The sequence below is a fragment of the Brevibacillus sp. genome (genome assembly GCF_003521185.1).
GTDB classification, from domain to species: Bacteria; Bacillota; Bacilli; order Brevibacillales; family Brevibacillaceae; genus Brevibacillus; species Brevibacillus parabrevis.
This window is the reverse complement of the sequence record NZ_DOTK01000089.1, coordinates 85,792-109,617: the sequence shown is the minus strand read 5'-3', so window position 1 is coordinate 109,617 and position 23,826 is coordinate 85,792. Positions and strand designations below refer to the sequence as shown.

The following is a 23,826-nucleotide window of genomic DNA, read 5'->3' as shown; positions in this document are numbered from 1 at the left end:
TTTATGCAAAACAGCCCCGCAAAAAGCAGGGCTGCCCGATATTTCTTGTTCTTTTATCATTCAAATCCGATCTGCTCATACACTTCCGGTTCCCAGTAGATGACCGTTTGCGAAAGTGGCAGATTGGTTTCACGCGCACCATTAGGCTGACCGTTAAAGTAAATGATTTCAGTCACGGCTACCCGGTCTCCGCGCACGTCAATTTCTCCTGTCAGTTGCACGCTGGTTCCATCCGGCGCATAAAAAACGACTTTCCCCGATCCCAATGTCTTCATGGGCTCCTCCCAACGCTGTATGTCCTTCTTCTCTATACTAATGGATATTCTTTCCTATCGTCAATGGAAAAGCTAGGGACTTCCCGACCACGACTCACGCATACACAGGGCCGTTTCGCTCAGGACGAATCTCCTTAAAAGCCGGAAAATACCAGGAAAATGTAACCCCCCGGTGTAATCAATCGTATTTCTATCTGTTTGGATCAGCCCGCTTTTTCGGTCTTTGTCCGCACGACCAAGCATATCCTAACTACTGAAAACCGCTTTTTTCCTGTATAATTGATTCCCGAGAGGAAATGTGCTTAAGGAGATGCTCATGCTCGATCAAATCACAGAACTTTTCATGCAATATGGAATATGGGGCCTCTTTGGCATGGCATTTTTGGATTCGTTCATCAGTCCGATTCCTCCTTTTTTTATGCAAATTGCGATGAGTCTGCTTGACCCCGGATCGGCCCTCCGCTTTGCAACGGTGGCTTTTACCGCCTCGATTCTTGGGGCGCCAATCGGATTTTTGCTCGGCAAGTGGCTGGGGAAACCGCTTTTGCACAAGCTGCTCCCGGAAAAATGGGTCGTGGTCGCCACCGAGAAATTCGCCAAAAACGGAGACGCTGCGGTGTTGATCGGCGCATTTACGCCCATCCCGTTCAAAGTATTTACCGTATTGAGCGGCGTTTTCAACTATTCGCTGACAAAGCTGATGCTCTTTGCCATCGTCGGTCGCGGCCTGAAATTTTTCCTGATCGGTACGTTGTTTTACTTGTACGGCAAACATGCCAAAGTGTTGCTGGACGAATACTTGGAAGTCTCATTGCTCGCAGCCGCTGCACTTGTAGCCGTTGGCTGGTTCATCTGGAACAAACGCAGAAAACGCTATGCCTGAGATGAAAAACGCCCAAGCAACCTCGAATTGGCTGCATGGGCGTTTTTTCCTTTTGATGCGATTGGTTACGTGGCGAACACAAAGGCAGACTGCTGCTGTAGCGCCTCCAGCGGGATCGGCTCATAGTCCAGAAGCTCGCGGAAAAACTGCACATCCAGCAGCTCGTCACCCTGGATGCCCCGCTTTGTCTTCGGCAGCAAATGCTTGTTTGCGTACAGCTTTGCCAGCACGTATTTGCGGGCATTGTTGTCTCGCAGCAGCTGATCCTCTGCTTCGCTGACGATGCAGGAAAGCGTGTACAAGTCAATCATGTGGTCGGCGAGCGCCTTCAATTTATAGCTGAGATAATCAGGCGACTGCTGGAGCAAATAAGCAATATTCTCCTCCAGTACAGCCAGCTCGGATTGCAAAAGCTGGGCGAACGGCCGGGAAAAGGCATGGTGCCAGCCTGCCGCACGCGAACGCAACAGCCGGATCAAGACCGCATGGCTGTTTTCTTTTTGCATGACGCGCAAAATGTCCAGCGCAAGAATGTTCGAAGTGCCCTCCCACACCGTCAGCACCTGCGCATCCCTCAGCAAGCGCGGTGTGACATACTCTTCGATAAAACCGTTGCCGCCGTGAATCTCGATAGCTGTGTGAGCGGCTTCCACCGCTTCCTCTCCCGTCCGGTATTTCAACAGGGGAATCAACAGCCGGCAAAGCGCCAAATCGTCCCTGCCCCCCGAACCATCCTGTACGCGGTCGTAGATAGCAATCATGTCGAACACGGCGCCTGTGCTTACTTCCGTATCCAAGAGCAGGTTGACCAGCATTTCTCTGACCATCGGGTACTGGTCGATCGGCTTTTGAAAAGCATGCCGCTCGCTCGCGTAATATTTGGCTTCATACAAGGCTCGGCGCATGATTCCGACCGATGCGATCGCATTGCAAATTCGCGACAAATTCAGCGCTTCCGCCATGTATTTGAAGCCATTTTCCGGCTGTCCGATCAAATAGCCTTCCGCGCCGTGCAGCAGCACCTCCGCAGACGGCACTGCGTTCACTCCGAGCTTATCTTTCAAACGCCGAACCTCAATCTGGTTGCGCGTGCCATCCGGCCGAACCCACGGGACGAGAAACAGTCCCAAGCCTTTTGTTCCCGGCTTGCTGTCGTCGATTCTCGCAAGCACCGTGGCGACCATCGCACCCGCATTGCTGGCAAAAAATTTCTCGCCCGTCAACTGATAGACGCCCGGCTTCCCGGCTGTCGGCTTGGCAACCGTGAGATTCGCCCCGACATCCGAGCCGCCCTGACGCTCCGTCAGCCAAGTGGCTCCCTCGTACAGCGAACGGCGATCCCGCGAGGTCAGCCCGCTGAGGTACTGCTCTTTTTGCTGCTCATCCCCGTATTTATCGATCAAATACGCCGCCGACATCGTCAAGGTCACCGGGCAATAAAAGCCTGGCTCGGTCTGGCTGACGAGGTAGCCCAGCAAAAAGGAGTAGCTGTACGGTGCCTTGAACCCAAGCTCGGGAATGTCGTGGTACAAATAATGGACGATCCCCGCCCCGTACACGTCAGCCACCGTCTGCTTGTAGCCTTCGTTGGTGATGATCTCGGAAACGTCTTCGCCAAGGCGATTGTATTTGCGCAAGTGCGGCTTGCCGTCCCGATCGGTATAGGCTGCCCGCTCATCCAGCGGCCCCGCCGCATGTGCCCCCAGCCAACCAAGCTGCTGCTTCGCCCAATCGTGCATCGGCGCCGGCAAATACCGCTCCAGCAAAAAAGCAAGGTTGGGGTCTGCCGCAAAAAAGTTTTGCTGGCTGCCTGCGCGCGGGTGAGGGATGTTGTCGCTGTAGCGGCGCTGGTCGATTTTCGCTTGCAGGTCGCTCATGTCAGCTCCACTTCCTTTTGCGCAGCCGAATCGCGCAAAGCATGCTTGAGCACTTTTCCGCTCGTATTGCGCGGCAGCTGGGCGAGGACTTTCACCTGTCGCGGCAGCTTGTAATCGGCAAGGTGTCCGCTCAAAAAGCCGCGCACTTCTGTCAGCCAATCGTGCGCCGGATCAGCCCCTGCAACAAGCACTACATAGGCGGTAACCGTCTCGCCCCACTCGGGATGGGGCAGCCCCACGACAGCCACTTCGGCAATCGCCGGGTGACGCTCCAGCAGCTGTTCAAGTTCCTTCGGGTAGACATTGACTCCGCCCGTAATCATGACATCCTTTTTCCTGTCGACGATCCACAGGAAGCCGTCCTCGTCGAATTTTCCGATATCTCCCGTGTAAAGCCAGCCGTCGCGCAGCGCCTCGCTCGTCGCTTCCGGGTTGTTGTAATAGGCTTTCATCGAGCCTGCTCCGCGAACTCGCACCTCGCCAGGCGTACCTGCCGGGACAGGTCTGCCCGCTTCGTCGACAACCTCGACTTCGGCGAACAGGACGCCGCGGTTTCCGACGCTGCCCACCTTGTCCGGGTGCTCGCGGTGCAGCAGGCGAGTGCCCGTCGGCCCTGCTTCCGTCAGCCCGTAGACGCAAGCCAGTTTGTCCCTGCCGTACGCTTGCTCCATCTGCGCAGCCATTTCCTTGGACAGAGGAGCGCCTCCGTACATCCAAAACTCCACGGATGACAAATCGTACCGGGCGAACTCGGGATGCTTCATCGTCAGCAAGTAAGCAACGGGCGCCCCGAAAAAGTGGGTAATCCGGTGCTTTTGCACGAGCGACAAGAGAAGCTCCGGCGAAAACGTGAGCGCCATCACTTGCGTCGCTCCGACCATCAAGCCTGAGATAAAAAACAAGTGCAGCGGCGCTGAATGGCTGAGCGGCATGAGCTGGAGGATGCGAGAGCGATGCTGGATCGACAGTTCGATGGCCATCATGGTCGCGACGGTCAGCAAGCTTCTGTGCGTGTACAAAACACCTTTTGGCCGGCCCGTTGTACCTGACGTGTACAAAATGCTGACTTCGCTGTCTTCTGTCAAGTTCGGAGCATCCGGGTCGATCGCAAATTCATCCAGCTTGCCGAGAACGTCTTCGCCTGTCTCCCAAGCTACTGTTCCCAGCCAAACGCCCTGACTGCCGCCCGTCTTGATGGCAAGCAGATTCGTTCCTTGTTCGATCCATTCGTTGACCGCGTGCACGAGAGCTTCGTGAACGATCAGTGCTTTCGCCCCTGCATGCTCGCATATGTAGCGCACTTCCTCCTGGGTCGACCGCGCATTGATCGGTACGACAAGCGCCTGGCAGCGAATAACGGCTATGTAAAAAACCGCAAACTCCGGACAATTCGGCAGCATCAAAACCACGCGATCTCCTGGCTCGACGCCATGCTCTCTCAAACGATAGGCCCACCTGCTCGCCTGATCATTCCACTCGGCAAAGGTAAGTTCTGCATCACCTGCGACAAGTGCAGGCTTGTCGGGATATTTGCGTCCGTTTACAGCAAGCAAAGCTGATACGTTCATCGGTTCCCCTCCCCATTTTCTTCCAGCAATTTTTGTTCAAACCCCAGCTTGTAAGCGAGAATATCTTCCCGCAGCAGCGACAGCTCCCTGATCTTGTCGTCAATCTCCGCCAGCTTCTGGTTGCCGTAATCAATGGCACGCAGCAACTGGGCGCGACCGCTGCGATCCTCGCCAAACAACTCGATCATTTCCCGGATTTGCTCCAGCGAGAAGCCGAAGCGCTTTCCCCGCATAATCAATCGCAGCCTGGCCCGATCCTGGCGGCTGTAATACCTGATCCCCCGCTCAGTTCGAGCCGGAAAAATCAGGCCGACTTCCTCGTAGTAACGAATCGTTCTCGTGCTGACATCCAGTTCGTGAGCAAGATCAGAGATGGACCATGGTGCTTGCTTTTCGTCGCCTTCTCTGTTCATCGTCTCCTGCTCCTTTACCTTTCTTTTCTAATATTCAGAAATAACTGATTAACCATATTTTACCTTCCGTTTACGTTAACGTCAACTGCCGCCCCGATCTACCGAAAAATTTCGCTGGTGCAATCACCGATCTGGCATACGCCCATATATTGTCATTGTGAGTTTTATGAGGAGGTGAAGCAATGGCCGTTATCAAAGCGAACAGCAATGACGTCGATATGTTGGCTCGTTTAATGCGCGCGGAAGCGGAAGGCGAAGGCGAGCTGGGGATGCTGATGGTGGGGAATGTGGGCGTCAACCGGATTCTCGCCAACTGCCTTGACTTCAAGAACATACGGACGATGCGAGATATGGTCTATCAATCTCCGGGCGGATATGAGTCTGTGCAAAAGCCGTACTTCTACCAGCGGGCACGTGAGCGCGAAAGACGTTTGGCCCAGCGAACGATCAATGGCGAGCGGACACGTCCAGCCACCAATGCGCTTTGGTTTTACCGTCCTGTCGGCAATTGCCCTGCCACCTGGTGGGATCAGGCAAACTCCGGGCGTTACAAGGCGCACTGCTTCTTCATTCCAACCAGAGCCGATTGTCCGCGCGTTTTTTAACAGATAGATAAAAGGAGCGAGTTCATCATGAGTCAGCAAATCCCATACCAACCGTATCCTTACGGGTATGAAATGTATCCTTCCGCACAGTTTCCTTTTGGCATGCAGCAACAACAGCAGCCGCAATTGGTTCCTATGCAGCCAAGCGGCGCGCTGATCCCTGGCACGCCTTATACGCCGGGGCAAGTCATGGAAGAATCGTACATCGAAAACATTTTGCGCATGAATCGCGGCAAAGTCATTACCGTTTATCAGACGTTCGAGAACAACAGCCAGTGGAACGCGAAAATTTTCCGCGGCGTGCTGGAGACAGCCGGGCGCGACCACATCATTCTCAGCGACCCGCAAACGGGCAAACGCTACTTGCTGCTCATGGTCAATACCGACTACATCACAGCCGACGAAGAGCTGAACTACATTCCTCCGACACTTCCTCAGGGGGTACGTTAAGCTTTACCAAAAAGACAGTGTCCATCTCTCGTTCAGATGGGCGCTGTCTTTTTGCTATAATGGGGCGATAGGCAAAGCATGCGCTTGTGCCACACATCTTTTCAACAGAAAGAGGAGAGCATTCGTGGCATTCGGCATTTCACGAGCAGAGTTAAACGAGTGGAAACAGGCGGTCCGGCGCGGAGAGATTGCTTTTCTGACGCATTACTGGCTGGACCCGCGTTTTCCTGAGATGAAAACCGTGACAAAAGTAGACTGCGCCGATCCAAACAAGCTGGTGGAATGGTGCCGCCAGCACGGCTTGAATCCCGCCTATATTCACAACCGCGCCGCTTTTCCCCACTTTGACCTGATTGGCCCGAGGCAAATCGAGATTTTGCAGCAGATCGGATTGCACGACCACCTGGAGCGCTTTCGCCTGCTCGACTAAAAAACAGGCTACCCTCCAGTTCAAGGTAGCCTGTTGCTTTCTCTACTCTGCCTGTTTTCGGGTATGGTATCCGCGGTCGCCGTATGGAGCCAGCTTCTCTACCCACTTTGCTTCCAATTTCTCCAAAGCAGCCTTCGCATCAAACGCAGGCTCGTCTTTGTTTTCCAGCACTTCCAGCACCTCGAACTCGAATGCATCAGCGCCCAGCTCGTTCCAATCGTTTTGCAGTTCCCGGTTGGGATGGGAGCCGTGCTGCAACATGAACTTTTTGCCGTTCATCGTTTTGATGTTCATGGTGCTCGCCACGAGTACCTTGCCGTTCTCTTTGTTGCGGATCTGGTAGACGCCAGCCTCGCTCTTCACTTCTTTGTATAGCTGTTTCAGCTCTTGCTTGCGATCCGTCATCGCCTCTTGCTCCGCTCCGTCGCCGCCCGCCTGGCTCGTGCGCCAATACGCGCTGCCGTCGGCTTCCCGGCTCAACAAAGCGAAGTCGATCAAGTAACGGCGCAAGGTGACGTGGTCCTCATAAATCGCTTCCAGCAGCTCATTGACTTCCCGCTCCGTGTACACCTTGTCCGGCGCAAAGCGATTGGCAATCTCCTGAAAAACAATCTGCCTGTGGCTATGCTTGCGTGGTATCCGCGCCAGCGAATGGCCTGGCCCGTTCGGAAAATACTTTTGCACAACCGCGGCATATTCAGACGGCCCGGCCTCTCTCTGCTTTTCAGCCTGCTTGTTTGGCTTTCCCTTGCCCGTTGAAGAGCCTGTGCTTGCTTTGTCCGTTTCCCGCAGCAGCTCCATCATTGCCAAAAATACTTTTGCTTGCCGCTCTTTCTCTTTGAGGGCAAAACGGTGATTGCGGATCGTCGAAGCGCTGCCGATGCCCATCTCGGCTTGCACCTCGGCATCGCTTTTGCCCGCATAAAACAACCGCATCAAGCTGGCCTGATGATCGGACAGTCCGGTCAACCGCTTGTCCAACCCGCTCAGATGAGCAAAAACCGATTCATGCTCCTGCTCGATATGATGACGCATGTAACGGGACGCCTCGAACAGGGCGCCGTCTACCGGATAGATAATTCCTTTTTCCACTTCTGCTCCACATAGCAAGCACAAATAATCGTGCTCCCGCTCTACATATCCTTGCTTGGCTTCCTCCAATGAAGCAGTCCAAAACGATTCATTGATGCCCATTGACAAGCACATCCCCAAAATGTTTAGTTTATTGCAGACAATATAACACTTCGTTTGTGCATTGTCAAAAAAAGCCCCTTGTTGGTCACCCCACCAACAAGAAGCCTGCTCGTCTTGATTCGTTTGCTGTTTTGCCCTATGCTCTCGTCGTCTCCAAAGTTTGCGACGCCTGGGCCAATTCTTGCAGAAAGGCTTGCCGATCGCCCTTCCAAAAGCTCCCTTCCGTCCCTACCCGGTTTTGCCGATAGCGAATGGCCAGACGGTTCACCAACTGGTTGATCTCCAAATGCTGCGCTTCTTCCATCGTGAACCGTACCGCGTATTCATAAAAATCTTGCTCCCACGGGCTTGTACGCACGACATGTCCGTACATTTTCAATGTCGAACCGCACAACTCCGTCTCAAACTGCAAGACGAGCTGGTCGCTGGCCGGCATTTTCAAGTGCGAGAGAAATCGCAGTCCGCCTGCGCCGATATCCTCAATCAGCACCTTCGCGCTGCCGATCTCCATCGTCTTTCCTTTGACAAGAACAATGGTCATGAATGCACAGAGGGGATGCTCCAGCTTCAACCGGAAATATTCACGTTTGTGACCCTCTGATCCACTCGCCATTGCTCTCACCTTCCTTTCCCTTGCCCGATTTATTCCCAAACGCGGCGAAGCCCTCGTCCCTGTCGGCACAAGGTTTTCGCTGCCCGCATTCATTTCTTAGGTAATGACTTCCCACCGCATGTCACAAAAGAAAACAGCGCCGTGTGACTGGCGCTCTATTTATTTTTCTCTTTCTTGTACCGAATGTCCTGCAACTTTGTGTCAAATGATTCCCAAAGCTCCCTTTGGTCGTACTTGATGGAATCGCGCTTCTCCAGACGGAACAGGAGCTTCACCACAAACCAGACAACCAGCAAAAACGCAAAAAAGATGACGACGGTAAAAAAAATCATAAGACCTGCCCCCTCCCCGTTTGTTAACAACATATGGGGAGAGGCAAAATAAGATGACCAATTATGGCAAAATCATGACAATTTTAAAAATCAGAACGGCGTCATGCTCTGCGGTTTTTTCGCCGTGTAAAAAAGCCGATCCAACTGCGGCAACGCGCGCAGGTCATCCAGTTCTGCCAGACCGTACTCGTGCAGCTTGCTGAAACGAACCGCCCCCATGGCGAGCGAGGAAAAATCGGATATATCCAGTTGAACAGCAGCGTCTGCCTGTCCTTCCTCTACCACGCGAGCATGTCCGTCTGTGAACTGGACAAGCCATGTCCCGCTGTTTTCCGGCAGGAAGGAGTCGCGCACCGTCAACTGCAAGCGAACCGTTTCTGCGCCAAAGCGATGAGCGGACATTTGCCGGAAAAAGCCCGGTACATCAATCACCCGATACATCAGCCCAACCCCTGAAACATGACTCTCATGGTAGACGCTAGGCAAAAGTCGGTTTGTTCCATTTCCCGGATCAGACAAAAGCAAATGGAAGTCTTCGTCGGCTGTATTGAGGACAACCCGCTGTATTTGATCCGCCTGGCTGTGCAGGAAGGAGAGTAGCTGCGCCAACGCCTCGCGCGATTCATAGACCAGCTCTTTCGCGACGATGTTGTTGAAAATTTTATTTTCCTCGTGAGCGCTTTCAAATTGGAAGGCAAGATATCCCGTCAGTTTGTCCTCCTGTCGGACACCGACGACGATTTTTTCCGGCACATTCAGCAGGCTGTCCACATCCCGCTCCGTCCGTTTGATCATCCCGTGCGTCTGCCGGGCGACCCGCTGGTAACACGCCAGCACTTGCTCCTTGTCCTCTTTTGTCACGTACACGATTTGATCCTTGCCCGTATAGGGAAGGCTTGCAGGCTTGAATTTGTACTGATGAATTTTGCTTCCTGTCCCAAAGCCCATCTGCTTGTAAAAATCAACGCGAAACGGATAGAGCGACACAAGTGGAATCCCTCTCTCCCGGTAAGCCGCGAGAAACCCGTGCAGCATCGTTTTCGCTACCTTTTCTTTTTTATGCAACAGATCGACAGCGACCGTGCCGATTCCTCCTGTCAGTACAGATTGACCGTATACATACATGGAAAAATCGTACCACTTCATGATTCCTACGAGCTGTCCGTCCCGATAGCATCCGTGATAGCTTACGTTCGGGTCATTTTCCAGCGTGCTTTTGACCCGTTCAGCGAACTGCTGTCTGCCCTCCGTCCCGAGAAGATTGCTTCCCGGATAAGCCATGGCGGCAATTCTCGCTACCTCGTCGATATCGTTCAAAGAAACAGGGCGAATCTCGTCCATCGTCACAATCACTCCTGTCTGTACGCATTTGGGACAAACCATTTCGTCTAAAAAAATTTTATAGAATCTATGCGGTAAATAGCAACAAGTTTTTGTATATTTTGGAAAAGTTTCATTTTCAGCCATATTTGGCTTGGCCATCCAAAAAGCGCCGACCGGATGGCCGACGCTTGATAAATTACTGGCTGTTCGCCTGTTGCCGCTGATTTTTGGCAATCACAAGCGACAAGAGGAAGCAGCCAATCGCGATAACCAGTGTTCCGGTAAAGACGACGTGGACCCCGGAAGAAAGCAAATCGCGGATCGACGCCAGCTGTTCCGCAGGGATGGAGCCTGTCTCGAAGGATGCCCCGAGATTCGCGTGGCCTCCCGCTACCGTGACCATGTTGAATAGCATCCCGAAGACTGCCGCCCCGAAGGTTTGGCTGAAGGTTCCTGTGAACGTGTTCAATGCGACAGCCGTTCCCCGTTTGTCGACAGCGACCGACGCCTGAATTTTGACCATGACGATCGGGCTGATCAGCCCCATGCCAAGCCCCACCAAGCCTACGGCGACATAAATCAAGTAACTTGCCGAATGGGAAGACAGAATCGTTAAAAGCGTCGTGGCAACGGTCAATATGGCCGTCCCTCCGATAATCAACTGCTCTGCCCGCAGCTTGCCCAAGAGATTGCCGGACAAAATCGAGCCGATCGTCCAACAGACGGGCATCGGAGTCAGGACAAAGCCTGCCATCGTCGCGCTTTCCCCCAGTACGCCCTGGCTCCAGATCGGCAAGTACACGACCATGCTGATCACAATCCCGTTGGTCAAAAACGTCAGCATGTTGATCATCGTCACGTTGCGATTCGTCAAAAGGGTGAGCGGAATCAGCGGCTCAGGCGAGCGCTTTTCTACCGTAACGAAAACCAGGTAGGTCACGAGTGCAAACACAATCAAGGAAATCGTCACCGGATTGGTCCAGGACTGATCCTGGCTGCCCGTCAACAGCGCGTACAGCAAGGCAATCGTGCCCACGGTGAAGATCAGCGCTCCCGGATAATCGATATGACGCTTCGCTTTTGCCAGCAGCTTTTCGCGGTAAAACCAGACCAGCATGAAAAAGGACAAAAGCCCGAACGGCAAATTGAGAAAAAAGATATAACGCCAGGAAAGCGTGTCGACCAAAAACCCGCCAACGAGCGGCCCTGCCACACCTGACAGGCCCCATACAGCGCTGATCCAGCCCTGGGCTTTCGCTCTCGCCGTCTGCTCGGTATACAAGTCGCCGATAATCGTCATCGTAATCGGCATGACCGCACCCGCGCCCAAGCCTTGAATCGCCCGGAACACGATAAGCTGGCCCATCGTCATGGCCACACCGCAAAGCGTGGAACCAAGCAAGAAAATACCGATCCCGATCAGCAACACATTTTTGCGTCCAAACAAGTCAGCGAGTTTGCCATAAATCGGGGCAGACACGGCAGTCGCCAGCATGTAGATGGCGTAAACCCAGCTGACCAGCTCAAATCCCGATAAATCACTTGTAATCCGCGGCACCGCTGTACTGACAATCGTCCCTTCCATGGCGGCCAGGAAGGTGGAAAGCATCAGTGCCACCATAATTTTTACTCTCATCTCGATCTCCTCTCTCTATCTACGCACGATCGCGATTCGCCAAAAAGCGTTGTCATAGTATATCACAAAACTTTGCTTACCTATGAAACAAAAACGCGTCTGCCACCTGTCCGCGCCGTTGTTGCAACGCGCGAAAGGATTGACAAGACTGGGGACTCGGGGAGCCGCCTTCGCTCCTGATCTTGTTACAGCCAGCTTTTGATCGCCTGAAACACTTCCTGATAATAATGCACTTCATGGGGAACAAAATCACTCTGCTTGACCATCAGACTAGCGTCGTAGCGCTCTCCTGCCGCATCGGTCAAAAACCCTTTCGCTGCCACTTGCGAAAGCTGGTCTGCAAACAACGCCTCCAACTCCTGCACATTCACCCAGAGAAGTCCTGTCACTTCTTCCTTTTGCAAGCGATATTCGTGCAGCGGCTGATCGCACTCCATCGCAAATACGTGGCACAGCTCCTTGTCGATGATGCCTGGCGCCGTAATCACATCGCGAATGACGCCAATCTGGCGGAGCTTTTCATACGGCACGACAAGTCCAAGCTCTTCCTCCAATTCCCGCACTCCGTCACAGGGCCGCTCCCCTGCGAGCAAATGGCCTGCCGATGTTATATCAAGCAAATTCGGGCCCGTATCTTTTTCCGGATGCCTTTTCTGGAACAAAAGCTCCAGTTGTCCATTGTGCACCCGGTAAAGCCAGCAATGGAAAGTTTGGTGCCAATCCCCTTTTCGGTGCACCTCGCTGCGCGCTTCCACACCGATCTGCTGTCCTGATTCGTCAAAAATGTCAAAGCGTTCTTCCGTCATCCAACTCCACCTCATCTGCGTATCGGTTTCTCATTCTTTTCCACCTTACCAGTTAGGCGAAGTGTTGGCTACTCTGTTCGCCCGAAATATGCACTACCGCCACTCCGCCCCGTTTCGGCTTTGCTTTTGCGCTGTCCATGCTCGATCCAAAGCCTTGCCAGGCCGCTGGCGAGCAGCACTCCCGGTCATGTTGACAGCCTCGCTCCCTTCCTATAGACAAAGGGACAGCGCCTGGCGCCATCCCTTTGTCTCATCGTGTTGTCCTGGTGAAAGCTTATTGAATTGTGACTTCGTCCAGCATCAGGTAGCCTACCGGACTTAACCAGAAGCCTTTTACATCTTTGGCTGTTACCGATACGTGGTCGATGGTGCGGATCGGAATGACCGGAACTTCTTTCAGCTCGATCTCTTGCAGCTTGGCATAGATCGCGTTCCGCTTCGCTTCATCCTTTTCGCGGCGGCCTTCTTCAATCAGCTTGTCGACTTCCGGGTTGTTGTAAAAGGCAATGTTTCCGGCGCTGCCTTTAGAGGAGCTGTGGAAGACGTTGTACTGGTTGTAGTCGCCGTCGCCTGTGGCATTGCCCCAGCCGCCGATAAACATCGCATGCTCGCCTTTGTCTGTGTACTCCAAATATGCCCCGTACTCCATTACTTTGATTTCCACGTCGATGCCAATGCCCTTCAGCTGGGACTGGATTACTTCCGCTACGTTCATGCGCTCTTTGCGGTCATCGGTCACAATCGATGTTTTGAAGCCGTTCGCGTACCCTGCCGCAGCAAGCAGCGACTTCGCTTCGTTCACATCGTACTTGTAGTCCTCAAGGTTCGGGTTGTAGCCGATCACTTTAGGAGACATCGAAGAGACTGCTTCTGTCCCTACGTTGTTGTACACGCCTTTGACAATCGCTTCTTTTTCAATCGCATGCGCGACAGCCTGGCGCACACGTACGTCGTCAAACGGTTTTTTCGTCACGTTGAAGCCGATGTATTCCACACCGAGACCTTCTGCGCGAACCATGTTCATGCTTGGCGTTGCTTGTGCGCGCTCCACCTCTGTTACAGGAAGCTGGTCGCCGATATGCGCTTCGCCTGCCTCGACCATCGCGATGCGGGTCGTGTCTTCCGGTACGACTTTATATTGGACTTTGTCCACTTTCGGCTTCTCGCCCCAGTAGTTTTCGTTTTTCGCCAGGGTCATTTCCTGACCTGGAATCCAGTCTTCAAATTTGAAAGGCCCGGTTCCTACCGGCTTTCTCGCCAATGTGTCAGCGCCTTCGGCAATCGCTTTCGGGCTGATAATGCTGCCTTCCGTGCTTGCGAGAATCGACAGCAGCGGCGCAAACGGGTAGTCCAAAATAAACTGAACCGTTTTGTCGTCGACTGCCTTGATTTCCTTGATCATCGCGAAGTTGGAAGCGCGCGGGGAACCTACTTTCGGATCGAGGGCACGTTCGAACGTCTTTTTCACGGCTTCGGCATTGAACGGTGTGCCGTCGTGGAAAGTAACGCCTTCGCGCAGCTTAAATTCCCAAGTCAGATCGTCAACCTGTTTCCACTCGGTAGCCAGCGCTGGCTTGTAGCCTGCGTTTTTGTCCCGCGCCACCAGACTCTCATATACTTTGCCGTAAATATAGTTGGCGGATGGAATGTTGGAAATGAAATGCGGATCGAGATTGTTTGCGTCTGCCTTGCGCGCTACGATCAAGGTTCCGCCTTCTTTTGCCGCCTCGGAAGCCGGTGCTCCATTTGCGTTTTGCTGCTCTGTACCTGCGCCACATCCCGTCAGTGCTACACCGACGGTCAGCGACAGCGCGAGCAGCGATCCAAACAAGCGTGTTTTCTTCATCTGCGTGTCCCCCTGTACAATGCTGTCGAAAATTCTGAATCTATTTCTTATTTGCATTATACGGTAGACTTTCTGCGCAGCCTTTCAGCATCTTTACTTCTATTTATAATATTTTTACTTTTATTTAATTTTATCTAATTCAGCTTCCGGAAAGGGACTGCGTGAAAAAACCGCTCATCCCCTGTGAACGGATAAGCGGTTTTCTCCAATAAAAGCAGATGGCTACTGCTTTTGCCAGACGATTTTTCCCGCGTACACGACTGCTTCCTTCGCAGCTTGACGTGCGACAGCTTCAGCCGAGCAACTGGCCCGGACAAACACAGCATCGGCAGCGTCACCGGGCTTTGGCCAGGCGCGATTCCCTGCCTCGTCAAGCGGGGTGATACCGCCAGTGACCAAGCCGAGCGTGCGGGCAAGCGATTTCTCGTCAATGAGCCGGAAGCGCTCCGCTACGCGATTCGCTTTTTGCAGCATATCTCCTGTGCCGAACGGGTCCCAATGATCGGTAATGTTATCGTTGCCGAGCCCGATCTGCACCCCTTTTGCCCGGAGCAGCGGAATCGGGATCGTCGGCATGTCGATCGGCACTGCGGACATGATCGCGATGTTCAGTTCCGTGCACAATTCCGCGATTTCTTCTGCCAAAGCCGTCGGCACCTCTCCCAGCGCATAGGCGTGGCTGACAGTCGTCCGGCCTTGCCAGCCAGCATCGCGCACCATCGCAGCGAGTCGCTTCATGATAAAAATGCCCAAATGCCCCGGCTCGTGCAAATGCAGGTCGATGTCCGCATTGGCTTCTACCGCAATATCCATCATTGTGTGCAGCGATTTTTCGATATCTTCGTCAAAAGAAGCTGGATCGACACCCCCGACGAGTCCCGCCCCATGCTTCATCGCCTCGCGGACGAGTGCTACGGAATCACTGCGCAGCAATCCATGCTGAGGGAAAGCGACAATTTCCCAGGAAAGCTTTTCCCGGTAAGTTTCCAGAGCAGCGAGTGTGGCCTCCAAGTTTTGCAATCCGATGACCGGATCGATATTGCAATGCGTTCGGACGTGTGTCGCACCGTGCGATTGCAGCAGGTGCAGCAAGCCTTCTGCACGCTGTTTGGCTACCGGAAGCTGGCGCGGCAGCAGTTCCTGCTCTTGTTGAATCCGGAAAAAGCGGTTGGGAGCAGGAATGACTGCCTGCCAGGGACCTCCGTAAAACGTTTTATCCAGATGGATATGCATCTCCCGAAAAGACGGCAGCATGAGCAGTCCTTCTGCGTCCCAGTAAGAGGCAGCTTGTGGGAGCGGAGTGCTGGCAGGGACGATTTTTTCCACGCGGCCGTCCGCCAAAAGCAGATGGACACGCTCTGTCACCGTCCCTGTTATCCTCCCGTTCTCCTCTTGAAACCCGCTTTCCAGACGTGCGTTTTTGATCCAGAGGCTGTCTTTCCCGCTCTCCATGTTCGCTCCCCCTTCTTACTCCATCGTAATATCGTTAATCATCATGTAACCGGATGGGCTGATCCAGAAGCCTTTGATTTTTTTGCTGACCGCTGCAACGTGTTCCAGATTGCGGATCGGAACCATCGGCGCTTCCTTGGACTCGATTTCCAGCGCCTGGGCGTAAAGTTGCTTGCGCTTGGCGCTGTCCGGCTCGCGGCGCGCTTCTTCGATCAGCTTGTCCACTTCCTTGTTTACGTAAAAAGTCGTGTTGCCGCCCTTGCCGAGCGAGCTGGAGTGGAACAGGTTGTACTGGTTGTAGTCGCCGTCGCCTGTTGCGTTGCCCCAACCGCTGATAAACATGTCTGTCTCGCCATTGTCTTCGGCATCGAGGTACGCTCCGTACTCCAGCACTTTGACCTCTACTTCCACGCCGATGCCTTTCAACTGCGACTGAATGACTTCTGCGGCATTGATCCGCTCTTTGCGATCCCCGGTCCACAGCGTTGTCTTGAAGCCGTTGGCATAGCCCGCTTCCTTGAGCAGCGCCTTGGCCTTGTTCGGGTCGAACTCGTAGCCTTTCAGCGCCTCGCTATAGCCGAGAACTTTCGGGCTCATCGCAGAATTGGCTTTTGTTCCTACATTGTTAAAAACGCCTTGGATGATGGCATCTGTCTCGATCGCATAGTTGATCGCCTGGCGAACCCGGACATCGTCAAAAGGCTTTTTCTTCGTATTGAAGCCGATAAAATCGGTGCCCAGTCCTTCTGTGCGATACAGAGCCATTTGCGGCGACTGGCTGACGCGTTCGATCTCGGTTACAGGCAGCGGCTCCGCAATATGGGCTTCGCCTGTCTCAACCATGGCAATTCGCGTCGTATCTTCCGGAACGACCTTGAAGACGGTCTTTGCGTATTTTACCTTTTCACCCCAGTAGTTGTCATTGCGTGCGAGCACGATTTCCTGTCCCGGCGTCCACGCCTCGAACACGAACGGCCCTGTGCCTACCGGATGCTTGCTCAAATCTTTTCCGTATTGCTCGATCGCTTTCGGGCTGATAATGCTCCCTTCATGGTTGGCCAAAATGGACAACAGCGGCGAGTATGGGTAAGTCAGCTTGATTTGCACAGTGTAGTCGTCTACGGCTTTCACTTCCTGGATCATTTGGAACTGGGTGGCGCGCGGAGAGCCGACTTTCGGGTCGAGGACGCGAGCAAACGTCGCTTTGACCGCTTCTGCGTTAAACGGTGTTCCGTCGTGGAAAACAACGCCCTGGCGCAGCTTGAACTCCCACGTCACTTCGTCCAGCTGCTTCCACTCGGTTGCGAGCATCGGCTTGAACTCCATATTTTCGTCACGGCGAATCAATCCTTCGTACACTTTGTGATGGACGACGCTCGCCGCGTTGATCGCGGAAATAAAGTGCGGGTCCAAGTTGTTGGCATCCGATTGTCTGGCAATAATCAGCGTCTGTGTTCCATCAGCCGCTTCGCTTTTGGCTGGATTGTCCGCAGCCCCCTGCTCCGGTTGTGCCGAACACCCTGCAAGCACCAGTCCAACGCCGAGCACGCCCGACATCAGAATGCTCCATCCTTTGCGTCTTTTCATAAAATCGCCCCCGTTTTTGCTTTTCTGTCTCTTGTTTTGAAAGTAGAGCAGCATAGCTGATCCCTTCAAGGAACTCGGCTATGCTGCGATTCATTGCTCTTGGAAGCTTGCGGTTATGGCAAGGTGATTTCGTCGATTTCGATGTGACCAGCCGGGCTGATCCAGACGCCCTCTACCCCTTTTTCAATCGCTGCCAAGTTTTCTGCGAAGCGGTAAGGCACGACTGCTACTTCATCCATTTCGAGCTGTTGCGCTTTTTCGTAAATTTGTTTGCGTTTTTCTTCGTCTTTCTCTTTGCGTCCTTCTTCGATCAGCTTGTCTACTTCCGGATTGCTGTAGAAGGAGTGGTTGCCTGGTGCGCCGTGAGACTTCGTGTGGAACAAGTTGTACTGATTGTAGTCAGCATCGCCTGTCGCGTTGCCCCAGCCGCTGATGAACAAGTCTGTTTCGCCTTTGCTCGCTGCGTCGATATAGGCGCCAAACTCCAGCACTTTGACTTCCAGATCGACATTGATTTGTTTCAGTTGTTGTTGCAATACTTCCGCTACGTTGACCCGCGCCTTGTTGTCATTGAGGTAGACGGTTGCCTTGAAGCCGTTGGCATAGCCTGCGTCCGCCAGCAATTTTTTCGCTTTCTCGATGTCGTAGCCAAGGTCTTTTACGTTCGCGCTGTAGCCGACCATCGTAGGAGAGATCGAGGAATGAGCGACCGTTCCCACATCGTTGTACACCCCTTGAATGATCGTCGGCTTGTCGATCGCAAGCGCAATCGCTTGACGGACGCGCACATCGTCAAACGGCTTTTTCTTGTTGTTGATGCCGATATGCTCGCTGGAGAAGGACGCATAGCGGCCGAGTGTCATGTTTGCCGAGTTTTTCACGCGGTCTACTTCTGTTACAGGAAGTTGTTCAGCCACTTGTGCTTCGCCTGTCTCGACCATAGCCAGTCGGGTTGTGTCCTCAGGTACTGTTTTGAAGACAACCTTGTCCAGCTTCGGCTTGTCTCCCCAGTAGTTGTCGTTTTTCACCAGCACAACTTCTTGTCCTGGCGTCCACGATTCAAACTTGTACGGCCCTGTTCCAATTGGATGCTTGGTCAAGTCTTTGCCGTACTGCTCGATCGCTTTTGGCGACAGGATGCCGCCTTCTGCGCTGGCGAGAACGGACAACAGCGGAGCGTACGGGTAGTTGAGGATAAATTGCACCGTGTTGTCATCCACGACTTTTACTTCCTTGATCGCTTCGAACAGGTTGGCGCGGTTCGAGCCGACTGCCGGGTCCTGGACGCGGGCGATCGTCTTTTGCACCGCTTCTGCATTGAATGGGGTGCCGTCGTGGAAAGTTATGCCTGTGCGCAGTTTAAACTCCCACGTCACATCGTCCACTTGCTTCCATTCGCTTGCCAGCGAACCGACGTATTTGCTTTCTTTGTCCATGCGGACCAGACCCTCGTATACTTTGTGATGAATGATAGCTGCCGAGTTAATTTGCGTAAGAAAGTGCGGGTCCAGATTGTTTGCGTCCGACAACCGGGCGATGACCAGTGTGCCACCTGCTTTGCCCGTGCCAGGCGCTGCTGTTTGCCCGGACGTATTGGCGTTCGTCCCCGCTTCTGGCGCTGGCGCCTGCGAGCAGCCGGCCAGCGTTGCCGATACGGCAACAGTCATGGCGATCAGCGTCTGGAAAAAGCGCGTCTTTTTCATGTAGTGTTTCCCCCTCTTTTGTTTGCGCCGGATGTGCTGTAATTTTTTGACCATTCGCGCATGTCTCATTTTACCTACTATTCAGGCATTATTTTTTCACTCTCTTTACTACTATTTTCACTTTCTTTACTCTTTTTTCGCCTTTTCCACATATTGGGATGGCAAAAGAAAAAGCCCCTCCCAGCAATTGGGAGAGACTTTTGGCACAGCCTATTGAATCGTCACATCGCTGACCTCGATGTAGCCGGAAGGGCTGATGTAGACGCCTTGCACATTTTTCGCGATAGCTGCCAGGTTTTCAGAGCTGCGATACGGGAGCAGCGGCACTTCGTCCATCTCGATCTGTTGCGCCTCTGCGTAGATTTGCTTGCGTTTCTCCGGGTCTTTTTCCTTGCGGGCTGCTTCGATCAACGCGTCGACTTTTGGGTTGCTGTAGAAGGAATGGTTGCCTGGCACTCCCGCAGACGTGCTGTGGAACAAGTTGTACTGGTTATAGTCGCCGTCGCCTGTGGCATTGCCCCAGCCGCTGATGAACATCTGGGCTTCGCCTTTTGCCGCCAGCTCCAAATACGCCCCGAACTCCATCACCTGGATTTGCAGGTCAATGCCGATGCCTTTCAGCTGCGATTGCAGCACCTCTGCCACGTTGATGCGAGCTTTGTTGTCATTCAAGTACACGGTCGCCTTGAGTCCGTTGCCGTATCCGGCTTCTGTGAGCAATTGCTTGGCTTTGTTCAAGTCGTACTCAGGCGTCTTGATGTTCGGACTATAGCCGATTACTTTTGGACCGAGCGAAGAGATCGCGACTTTGCCGACGTTATTGTAGACGCCTTGAATAATCGCTTCCTTGTCAATCGCATGCGCAATCGCCTGGCGGACGCGGACATCGTCAAACGGCTTCATTTTGACATTCATCCCGATATGATCCACGGCAAAAGACTCGAAGCGCCCCAGCGACATATTCGCGGAGTTTTGCACCCGCTCCAGCTCCGTGACGGGCAGCTGCTCGGCAACGTGCGCTTCGCCTGTCTCCACCATCGCGACACGCGTCGTGTCCTCCGGAACCGTCTTGAACACGACTTTGTCCACTTTTGGCTTCGTGCCCCAGTAGTTTTCATTTTTGACGATGACGATTTCCTGACCGGGCGTCCACGACTCAAAGACGAACGGGCCTGTCCCTACCGGGTGCTTGGCCAGGTCTTTGCCGTACTGCTCAATCGCCTTCGGGCTGATGATGCCGCCCTCGGCGCTGGCGAGGACAGAAAGCAATCCCGCGAATGGATAATGCAAAATGATCTCCACTTTTTTCGGATCAATCACTTTGACTTCCTTGATCATCCCGAACATGTTTGCCTTGGGAGTCGGCTGGTTTTTGTCCAAAATGCGATTGATCGTCTTCTTCACAGCTTCCGCATCAAACGCGGTTCCGTCGTGGAACGTCACGCCGTCCCGCAAAGTAAATTCCCATGTCACATCGTCTTTCTGCTTCCATTCTGTCGCCAGAAGCGGCTTGTACTCGCTGTTGCGGTCCATCATCACCAGACCTTCGTACATTTTGTGCTGCACGACTGCCATGGAGTTGATTTGCGTACTGAAATGCGGGTCGAGGTTGTTCGCGTCAGACAGCCGGGCGATAATCAACGTACCGCCGCCAGACGCAGCAGGGGTGGATGGCGCAGGACTGCCGGTTGCTTGTCCGGAGTTGGAGCCGGTCGAAGCCGGTTGCGATTGCGAGGTGCCGGAACAGCCTGTCAAAACGGTCGCAAACGCGACAGACAAAGCAAGAATGGAACGTACGATGCGCGTTTTCTTCAATGAAAATGCCCCCTTTGTCTCGTTGGTAAAAAGAAAAATAATGACATAACAAAATATTACTAATTTTCTTACTATTAATCTTTGCACGATCTTTACTTTCTTTTTCACTATCTTTACCTTGTTGTTTTTGAATGTTAAAAAAATCTCTACCAGGCGAGTGCCTACATTTTCCACGGTGAATTTGCCGTGCATGGCGAATCTTATCAATGGGCGGAAGATCATTCGAGTGCCGCCGTCAGATGAACGGCATCAGAAGGAGGACAGGCATGGGGATTTTTGGTGACAATTCCAAACAAGAGCCGCTGCATTATGGCGAAGTGTTTGGCGTCTGGGTTTATTTGGCGACGACAAAAGCTCTGCTCGCTGGTTATCAGACAGCGATGAATCATGCTGGCGATACGGATTTGAAGGACTTTCTCGAAGATATCATGCAAACGATGAAAAAGGAAATTGACCAGTTGGAGGATGTACTTAAAATAAACGGCGTCGCCTTGCCGCCTTCCCCTCCCGATCGGCCACTGGCTGATCGGAGCAGCATTCCGGTCGGAGCCAGGCTCAACGACTCCGAGATTGCCCTGGGAATTGCCCGGGATATTGCCGGAGGCTTGCTGACATGCAGCCAGGTCATGAGCCAGTCGCTGCGCGAGGATATCGGCTTGATGTTTGCCGAGTTCCACTTTGCGAAAGCGCACTCCGGTTTTCGTCTGCAGCGCATCCTCAAGGAAAAGGGCTGGCTGATTTCCCCACCCCTGCACATGCACGCGCCAGAGCTTGCGCACGTCTAGCCTGTTGTCGTGAATAAGCACTGTCACTGGGTGGGCAGTGCTTATTTGCACGTTCGGTCATTTTTGATTACATTGAGGGAAGCAACTTGGCAAATCTCGCTGGCGTAGCGCCATAAAAAAGCATGCCCCCGCTCGTCGAGACGAGGAAGGCATGCTTTGCAGCTTGTCGCATTGTCGTTATGAAATTACTTGCTGACTTCTACAGACCAGCCGAACTTGTCTTCTTTTTCGCCATACTGGATTCCGGTCATTGTTTCGTACAGTTTGGTGGTCAACGGGCCTGTTTTTTCGCCGTTGAGAATCATTTGGTGGCCGTTCCAGTTCAGGTCGCCGACTGGCGAGATGACCGCTGCCGTGCCTGTTCCAAACGCTTCTTCCAGTTGCCCTTTTGTGTACGCCTCGTACAATTCTTCGACGGAAATCCGCTTTTCTACTACCGGGATGCCCCAGTCTTTCAGCAGGTGGATCGTCGAATCACGGGTGATTCCCTCCAAAATGCTGCCGTTCAAAGCAGGGGTCCACACTTCTTCGCCCACTTTGAAAAATACGTTCATGCTGCCGACTTCTTCAATGTATTTATTTTCTACGCCATCCAGCCAAAGCACTTGCTCGTAGCCTTTTTCCTTGGCTTCCGCCTGTGCTTTCAGAGCGCCTGCGTAGTTCCCCGCTACTTTGGCATTGCCTGTACCGCCGCGGACAGCGCGAACGTATTTGTTTTCTACGTAAATTTTCACTGGCTCCATACCATTTGCATAGTAAGCGCCAACCGGAGACAGAACGATGATCAGCTTGTACGTGTGCGATGGACGCACGCCGAAACATGGCTCCGTAGCGATCACGAATGGACGGATGTACAGCGACATGCCGCTCTCTGCCGGAATCCATTCTTTTTCAAGCGCTACCAGCTGTTTCAGCGCATCGACCATAAATTCCCCGTCCACTTGCGGCATGCTCATCCGCTCCAGGGACCGATTCATCCGCTTGAAGTTTTGCTCCGGACGGAACAGAAGCACCTTGCCTGCTTTGTTGCGGTATGCTTTCATTCCTTCAAAAATCGCTTGTCCGTAGTGGAGTACCATCGCAGCCGGATCGAGCGTCAGCGGAGCGTGCGGAACGATTTGCGGATCGTGCCAGCCTTTTCCTTCCGTGTAATCCATCGTGAACATATGGTCGGTAAAATGCACGCCGAACCCCAGCTTGTCGAGTGCTGGCTTCTCTTTTTTCTGTTCTGTTCGGACAATCGTTAGCTGACACTCCATCTTCTACATCTCCCTTGATTATTAAAATCCTGCATTTCTGAAATAAGCTTTATATATTTAAAATATCAACTATTTCGAATGATTGCCAGCTTAACTTTCTTTTTGCCAGAAACGGCTAACAGGAAAGTTACTCTATCATCGGGGAAAGTGCAGCATAAACCTCTTCCATCTCCGCTTCCGTTCCGACTGTGATGCGCAGCATGTCCGCAAGGCGCGGCAGTTGATCATAGCGCACGTAAATTCCTTGCTCCATCAGCTTTTCATACAGCTCGCGCGCAGACTGTCCTTCTGCCTTCGCTGGTGGCTGGCACAAAATGAAATTCGTCTGCGCTGGGACGACGCTGAAACCGAGCGATTCAAGCTGCTTGGAAAAAACCGCCCGCGTCCGCTTGATCCTGCCTGTCGTCTCTTGCATATAGCTTTGATCGCGCAACGCCGCAAGCGCGAGATGGCGTGCGATCGCAGATTCAGGCGGAACGCTTTTGTTCCCGCCGAGGGCATCGCGCCTTCCACATAGCCGGGCATCTTTTCGATATGAGGCAAAATCATCGTCATTGCTTCTCTCCTCCATGTCGCGTGCGACTTTCTCATCCCTGCTTCCGATTCGCTTTGCAAAGATGTTATGATGTAGAATATCCTTAATTTTACAAAGAAGAAATATCCAGTTTTCTGCTTTTTCCAGTGCCAGGAACGAAAGGAATGGAAGTCGACATGCTCCACCGGACGCGTCGTGTACGTCGGAACGTTTTCCAGAGTGTTGTGCCCCTCTATTCGGCTCAGCTATCTCGTTCTGCCTCCCGCACTGCTCGACCGCTTCCTGACGAAAAGCAACAGCTACGATCAGTACGCTTCGCCCATTTTCCAGAAAACGTTGTACCTGTTCATGGAGTCGGGTGATTTTCATCGGCATGTGCGAGCGAACAGCGAAGTGATTGACTATTCCCAAAAAAGGCAGTATTCATCGGCGCAAGAAA

Annotated in this window: 22 protein-coding genes; 5 read left to right on the top strand and 17 right to left on the bottom strand. The window is 53.1% G+C overall.

Annotated elements, in window-relative coordinates; all coding sequences use genetic code 11:
- Window positions 1-56: 56 nt before the first annotated feature.
- Window positions 57-275: a hypothetical protein gene (locus DEP07_RS26245; protein ID WP_063228695.1), complete on the bottom strand. Its 219-nt coding sequence runs from the start codon at window positions 273-275 to the stop codon at window positions 57-59.
- A 316-nt stretch (window positions 276-591) separates the two neighbouring features.
- On the opposite strand from DEP07_RS26245, the gene DEP07_RS26240 reads away from it, so the two are divergent.
- Window positions 592-1,158: a YqaA family protein gene (locus DEP07_RS26240; RefSeq protein ID WP_063228694.1), complete on the top strand. Its 567-nt coding sequence runs from the start codon at window positions 592-594 to the stop codon at window positions 1,156-1,158.
- Between the two features lie 65 nt (window positions 1,159-1,223).
- On the opposite strand, the gene DEP07_RS26235 is transcribed toward DEP07_RS26240, so the two are convergent.
- From DEP07_RS26235 to DEP07_RS26225, 3 genes are read right to left on the bottom strand one after another with little or no spacing between them, the layout of a single operon-like run.
- Window positions 1,224-3,035: an acyl-CoA dehydrogenase family protein gene (locus DEP07_RS26235; RefSeq protein ID WP_280648182.1), complete on the bottom strand. Its 1,812-nt coding sequence runs from the start codon at window positions 3,033-3,035 to the stop codon at window positions 1,224-1,226.
- Window positions 3,032-4,603 (bottom strand): class I adenylate-forming enzyme family protein, encoded by a 1,572-nt coding sequence (locus DEP07_RS26230; RefSeq protein WP_122963122.1) that lies wholly within the window; start codon window positions 4,601-4,603, stop codon window positions 3,032-3,034. The genes DEP07_RS26235 and DEP07_RS26230 overlap by 4 nt, the downstream gene beginning before the upstream one ends.
- Window positions 4,600-5,016 (bottom strand): MerR family transcriptional regulator, encoded by a 417-nt coding sequence (locus DEP07_RS26225; RefSeq protein WP_242772145.1) that lies wholly within the window; start codon window positions 5,014-5,016, stop codon window positions 4,600-4,602. The genes DEP07_RS26230 and DEP07_RS26225 overlap by 4 nt, the downstream gene beginning before the upstream one ends.
- 182 nt (window positions 5,017-5,198) lie before the next feature.
- Here DEP07_RS26225 and DEP07_RS26220 point away from each other — a divergent pair, with 182 nt between their 5' ends.
- The 3 genes from DEP07_RS26220 (at window position 5,199) to DEP07_RS26210 (ending at window position 6,501) form a co-directional block, all read left to right on the top strand.
- Window positions 5,199-5,621 carry a cell wall hydrolase gene (locus tag DEP07_RS26220; RefSeq protein WP_122963120.1) on the top strand — a complete coding sequence of 141 codons (423 nt, stop codon included), beginning with the start codon at window positions 5,199-5,201 and terminating at the stop codon, window positions 5,619-5,621.
- A 27-nt stretch (window positions 5,622-5,648) separates the two neighbouring features.
- Window positions 5,649-6,071, top strand: coding sequence for a spore coat protein GerQ (gene gerQ, locus DEP07_RS26215; RefSeq protein WP_122963119.1), 423 nt, complete (start codon window positions 5,649-5,651; stop codon window positions 6,069-6,071).
- A gap of 124 nt (window positions 6,072-6,195) precedes the next feature.
- Entirely contained in the window at window positions 6,196-6,501 is a 306-nt protein-coding gene (locus tag DEP07_RS26210; RefSeq protein ID WP_280648180.1) for a hypothetical protein, read from the top strand.
- A 42-nt stretch (window positions 6,502-6,543) separates the two neighbouring features.
- Here DEP07_RS26210 and DEP07_RS26205 read toward each other — a convergent pair whose 3' ends face one another.
- From DEP07_RS26205 to DEP07_RS26155, 11 genes are all read right to left on the bottom strand, one after another.
- Window positions 6,544-7,695, bottom strand: coding sequence for a DUF2087 domain-containing protein (locus DEP07_RS26205; protein ID WP_280648179.1), 1,152 nt, complete (start codon window positions 7,693-7,695; stop codon window positions 6,544-6,546).
- 136 nt (window positions 7,696-7,831) lie between these two features.
- Window positions 7,832-8,308, bottom strand: coding sequence for a PilZ domain-containing protein (locus DEP07_RS26200; RefSeq protein WP_122963116.1), 477 nt, complete (start codon window positions 8,306-8,308; stop codon window positions 7,832-7,834).
- A 155-nt stretch (window positions 8,309-8,463) separates the two neighbouring features.
- On the bottom strand, window positions 8,464-8,640 hold the full coding sequence (locus DEP07_RS26195; RefSeq protein WP_167470237.1) for a hypothetical protein: 177 nt from the start codon (window positions 8,638-8,640) through the stop codon (window positions 8,464-8,466).
- Window positions 8,641-8,730: 90 nt separating this feature from the next.
- Complete coding sequence (locus DEP07_RS26190; protein ID WP_280648178.1) at window positions 8,731-9,981, bottom strand: GNAT family N-acetyltransferase; 1,251 nt, start codon at window positions 9,979-9,981, stop codon at window positions 8,731-8,733.
- Window positions 9,982-10,159: 178 nt separating this feature from the next.
- Window positions 10,160-11,599, bottom strand: a complete 1,440-nt coding sequence (locus DEP07_RS26185; RefSeq protein WP_122963114.1) for an MDR family MFS transporter — start codon at window positions 11,597-11,599, stop codon at window positions 10,160-10,162.
- A 185-nt stretch (window positions 11,600-11,784) separates the two neighbouring features.
- The gene (locus DEP07_RS26180; protein ID WP_122963113.1) at window positions 11,785-12,405 is read right to left on the bottom strand and encodes an NUDIX hydrolase; all 621 of its coding nucleotides are present in this window, start codon (window positions 12,403-12,405) and stop codon (window positions 11,785-11,787) included.
- Window positions 12,406-12,679: 274 nt separating this feature from the next.
- On the bottom strand, window positions 12,680-14,251 hold the full coding sequence (locus tag DEP07_RS26175; protein WP_287103232.1) for a glutathione ABC transporter substrate-binding protein: 1,572 nt from the start codon (window positions 14,249-14,251) through the stop codon (window positions 12,680-12,682).
- A 222-nt stretch (window positions 14,252-14,473) separates the two neighbouring features.
- A complete protein-coding gene (locus DEP07_RS26170; RefSeq protein ID WP_122963111.1) occupies window positions 14,474-15,703 on the bottom strand; it encodes an amidohydrolase in 1,230 nt (409 codons plus the stop codon).
- A gap of 15 nt (window positions 15,704-15,718) precedes the next feature.
- Entirely contained in the window at window positions 15,719-17,290 is a 1,572-nt protein-coding gene (locus DEP07_RS26165; RefSeq protein WP_287103231.1) for a glutathione ABC transporter substrate-binding protein, read from the bottom strand.
- Between the two features lie 113 nt (window positions 17,291-17,403).
- Window positions 17,404-18,993, bottom strand: coding sequence for a glutathione ABC transporter substrate-binding protein (locus DEP07_RS26160; protein ID WP_287103230.1), 1,590 nt, complete (start codon window positions 18,991-18,993; stop codon window positions 17,404-17,406).
- Window positions 18,994-19,203: 210 nt separating this feature from the next.
- Window positions 19,204-20,808 carry a glutathione ABC transporter substrate-binding protein gene (locus tag DEP07_RS26155; RefSeq protein WP_122963109.1) on the bottom strand — a complete coding sequence of 535 codons (1,605 nt, stop codon included), beginning with the start codon at window positions 20,806-20,808 and terminating at the stop codon, window positions 19,204-19,206.
- A 266-nt stretch (window positions 20,809-21,074) separates the two neighbouring features.
- Between DEP07_RS26155 and DEP07_RS26150 the strand changes: the two genes are divergently transcribed.
- Window positions 21,075-21,593 carry a DUF3231 family protein gene (locus DEP07_RS26150; protein ID WP_122963108.1) on the top strand — a complete coding sequence of 173 codons (519 nt, stop codon included), beginning with the start codon at window positions 21,075-21,077 and terminating at the stop codon, window positions 21,591-21,593.
- Window positions 21,594-21,778: 185 nt separating this feature from the next.
- Here the strand turns inward: DEP07_RS26150 and DEP07_RS26145 are convergent, their stop codons facing one another.
- A complete protein-coding gene (locus tag DEP07_RS26145; RefSeq protein WP_287103229.1) occupies window positions 21,779-22,852 on the bottom strand; it encodes a branched-chain amino acid aminotransferase in 1,074 nt (357 codons plus the stop codon).
- Window positions 22,853-22,979: 127 nt separating this feature from the next.
- Window positions 22,980-23,423, bottom strand: a complete 444-nt coding sequence (locus tag DEP07_RS26140) for an aminotransferase class I/II-fold pyridoxal phosphate-dependent enzyme (protein WP_173598363.1) — start codon at window positions 23,421-23,423, stop codon at window positions 22,980-22,982.
- Window positions 23,424-23,826 lie beyond the last annotated feature (403 nt).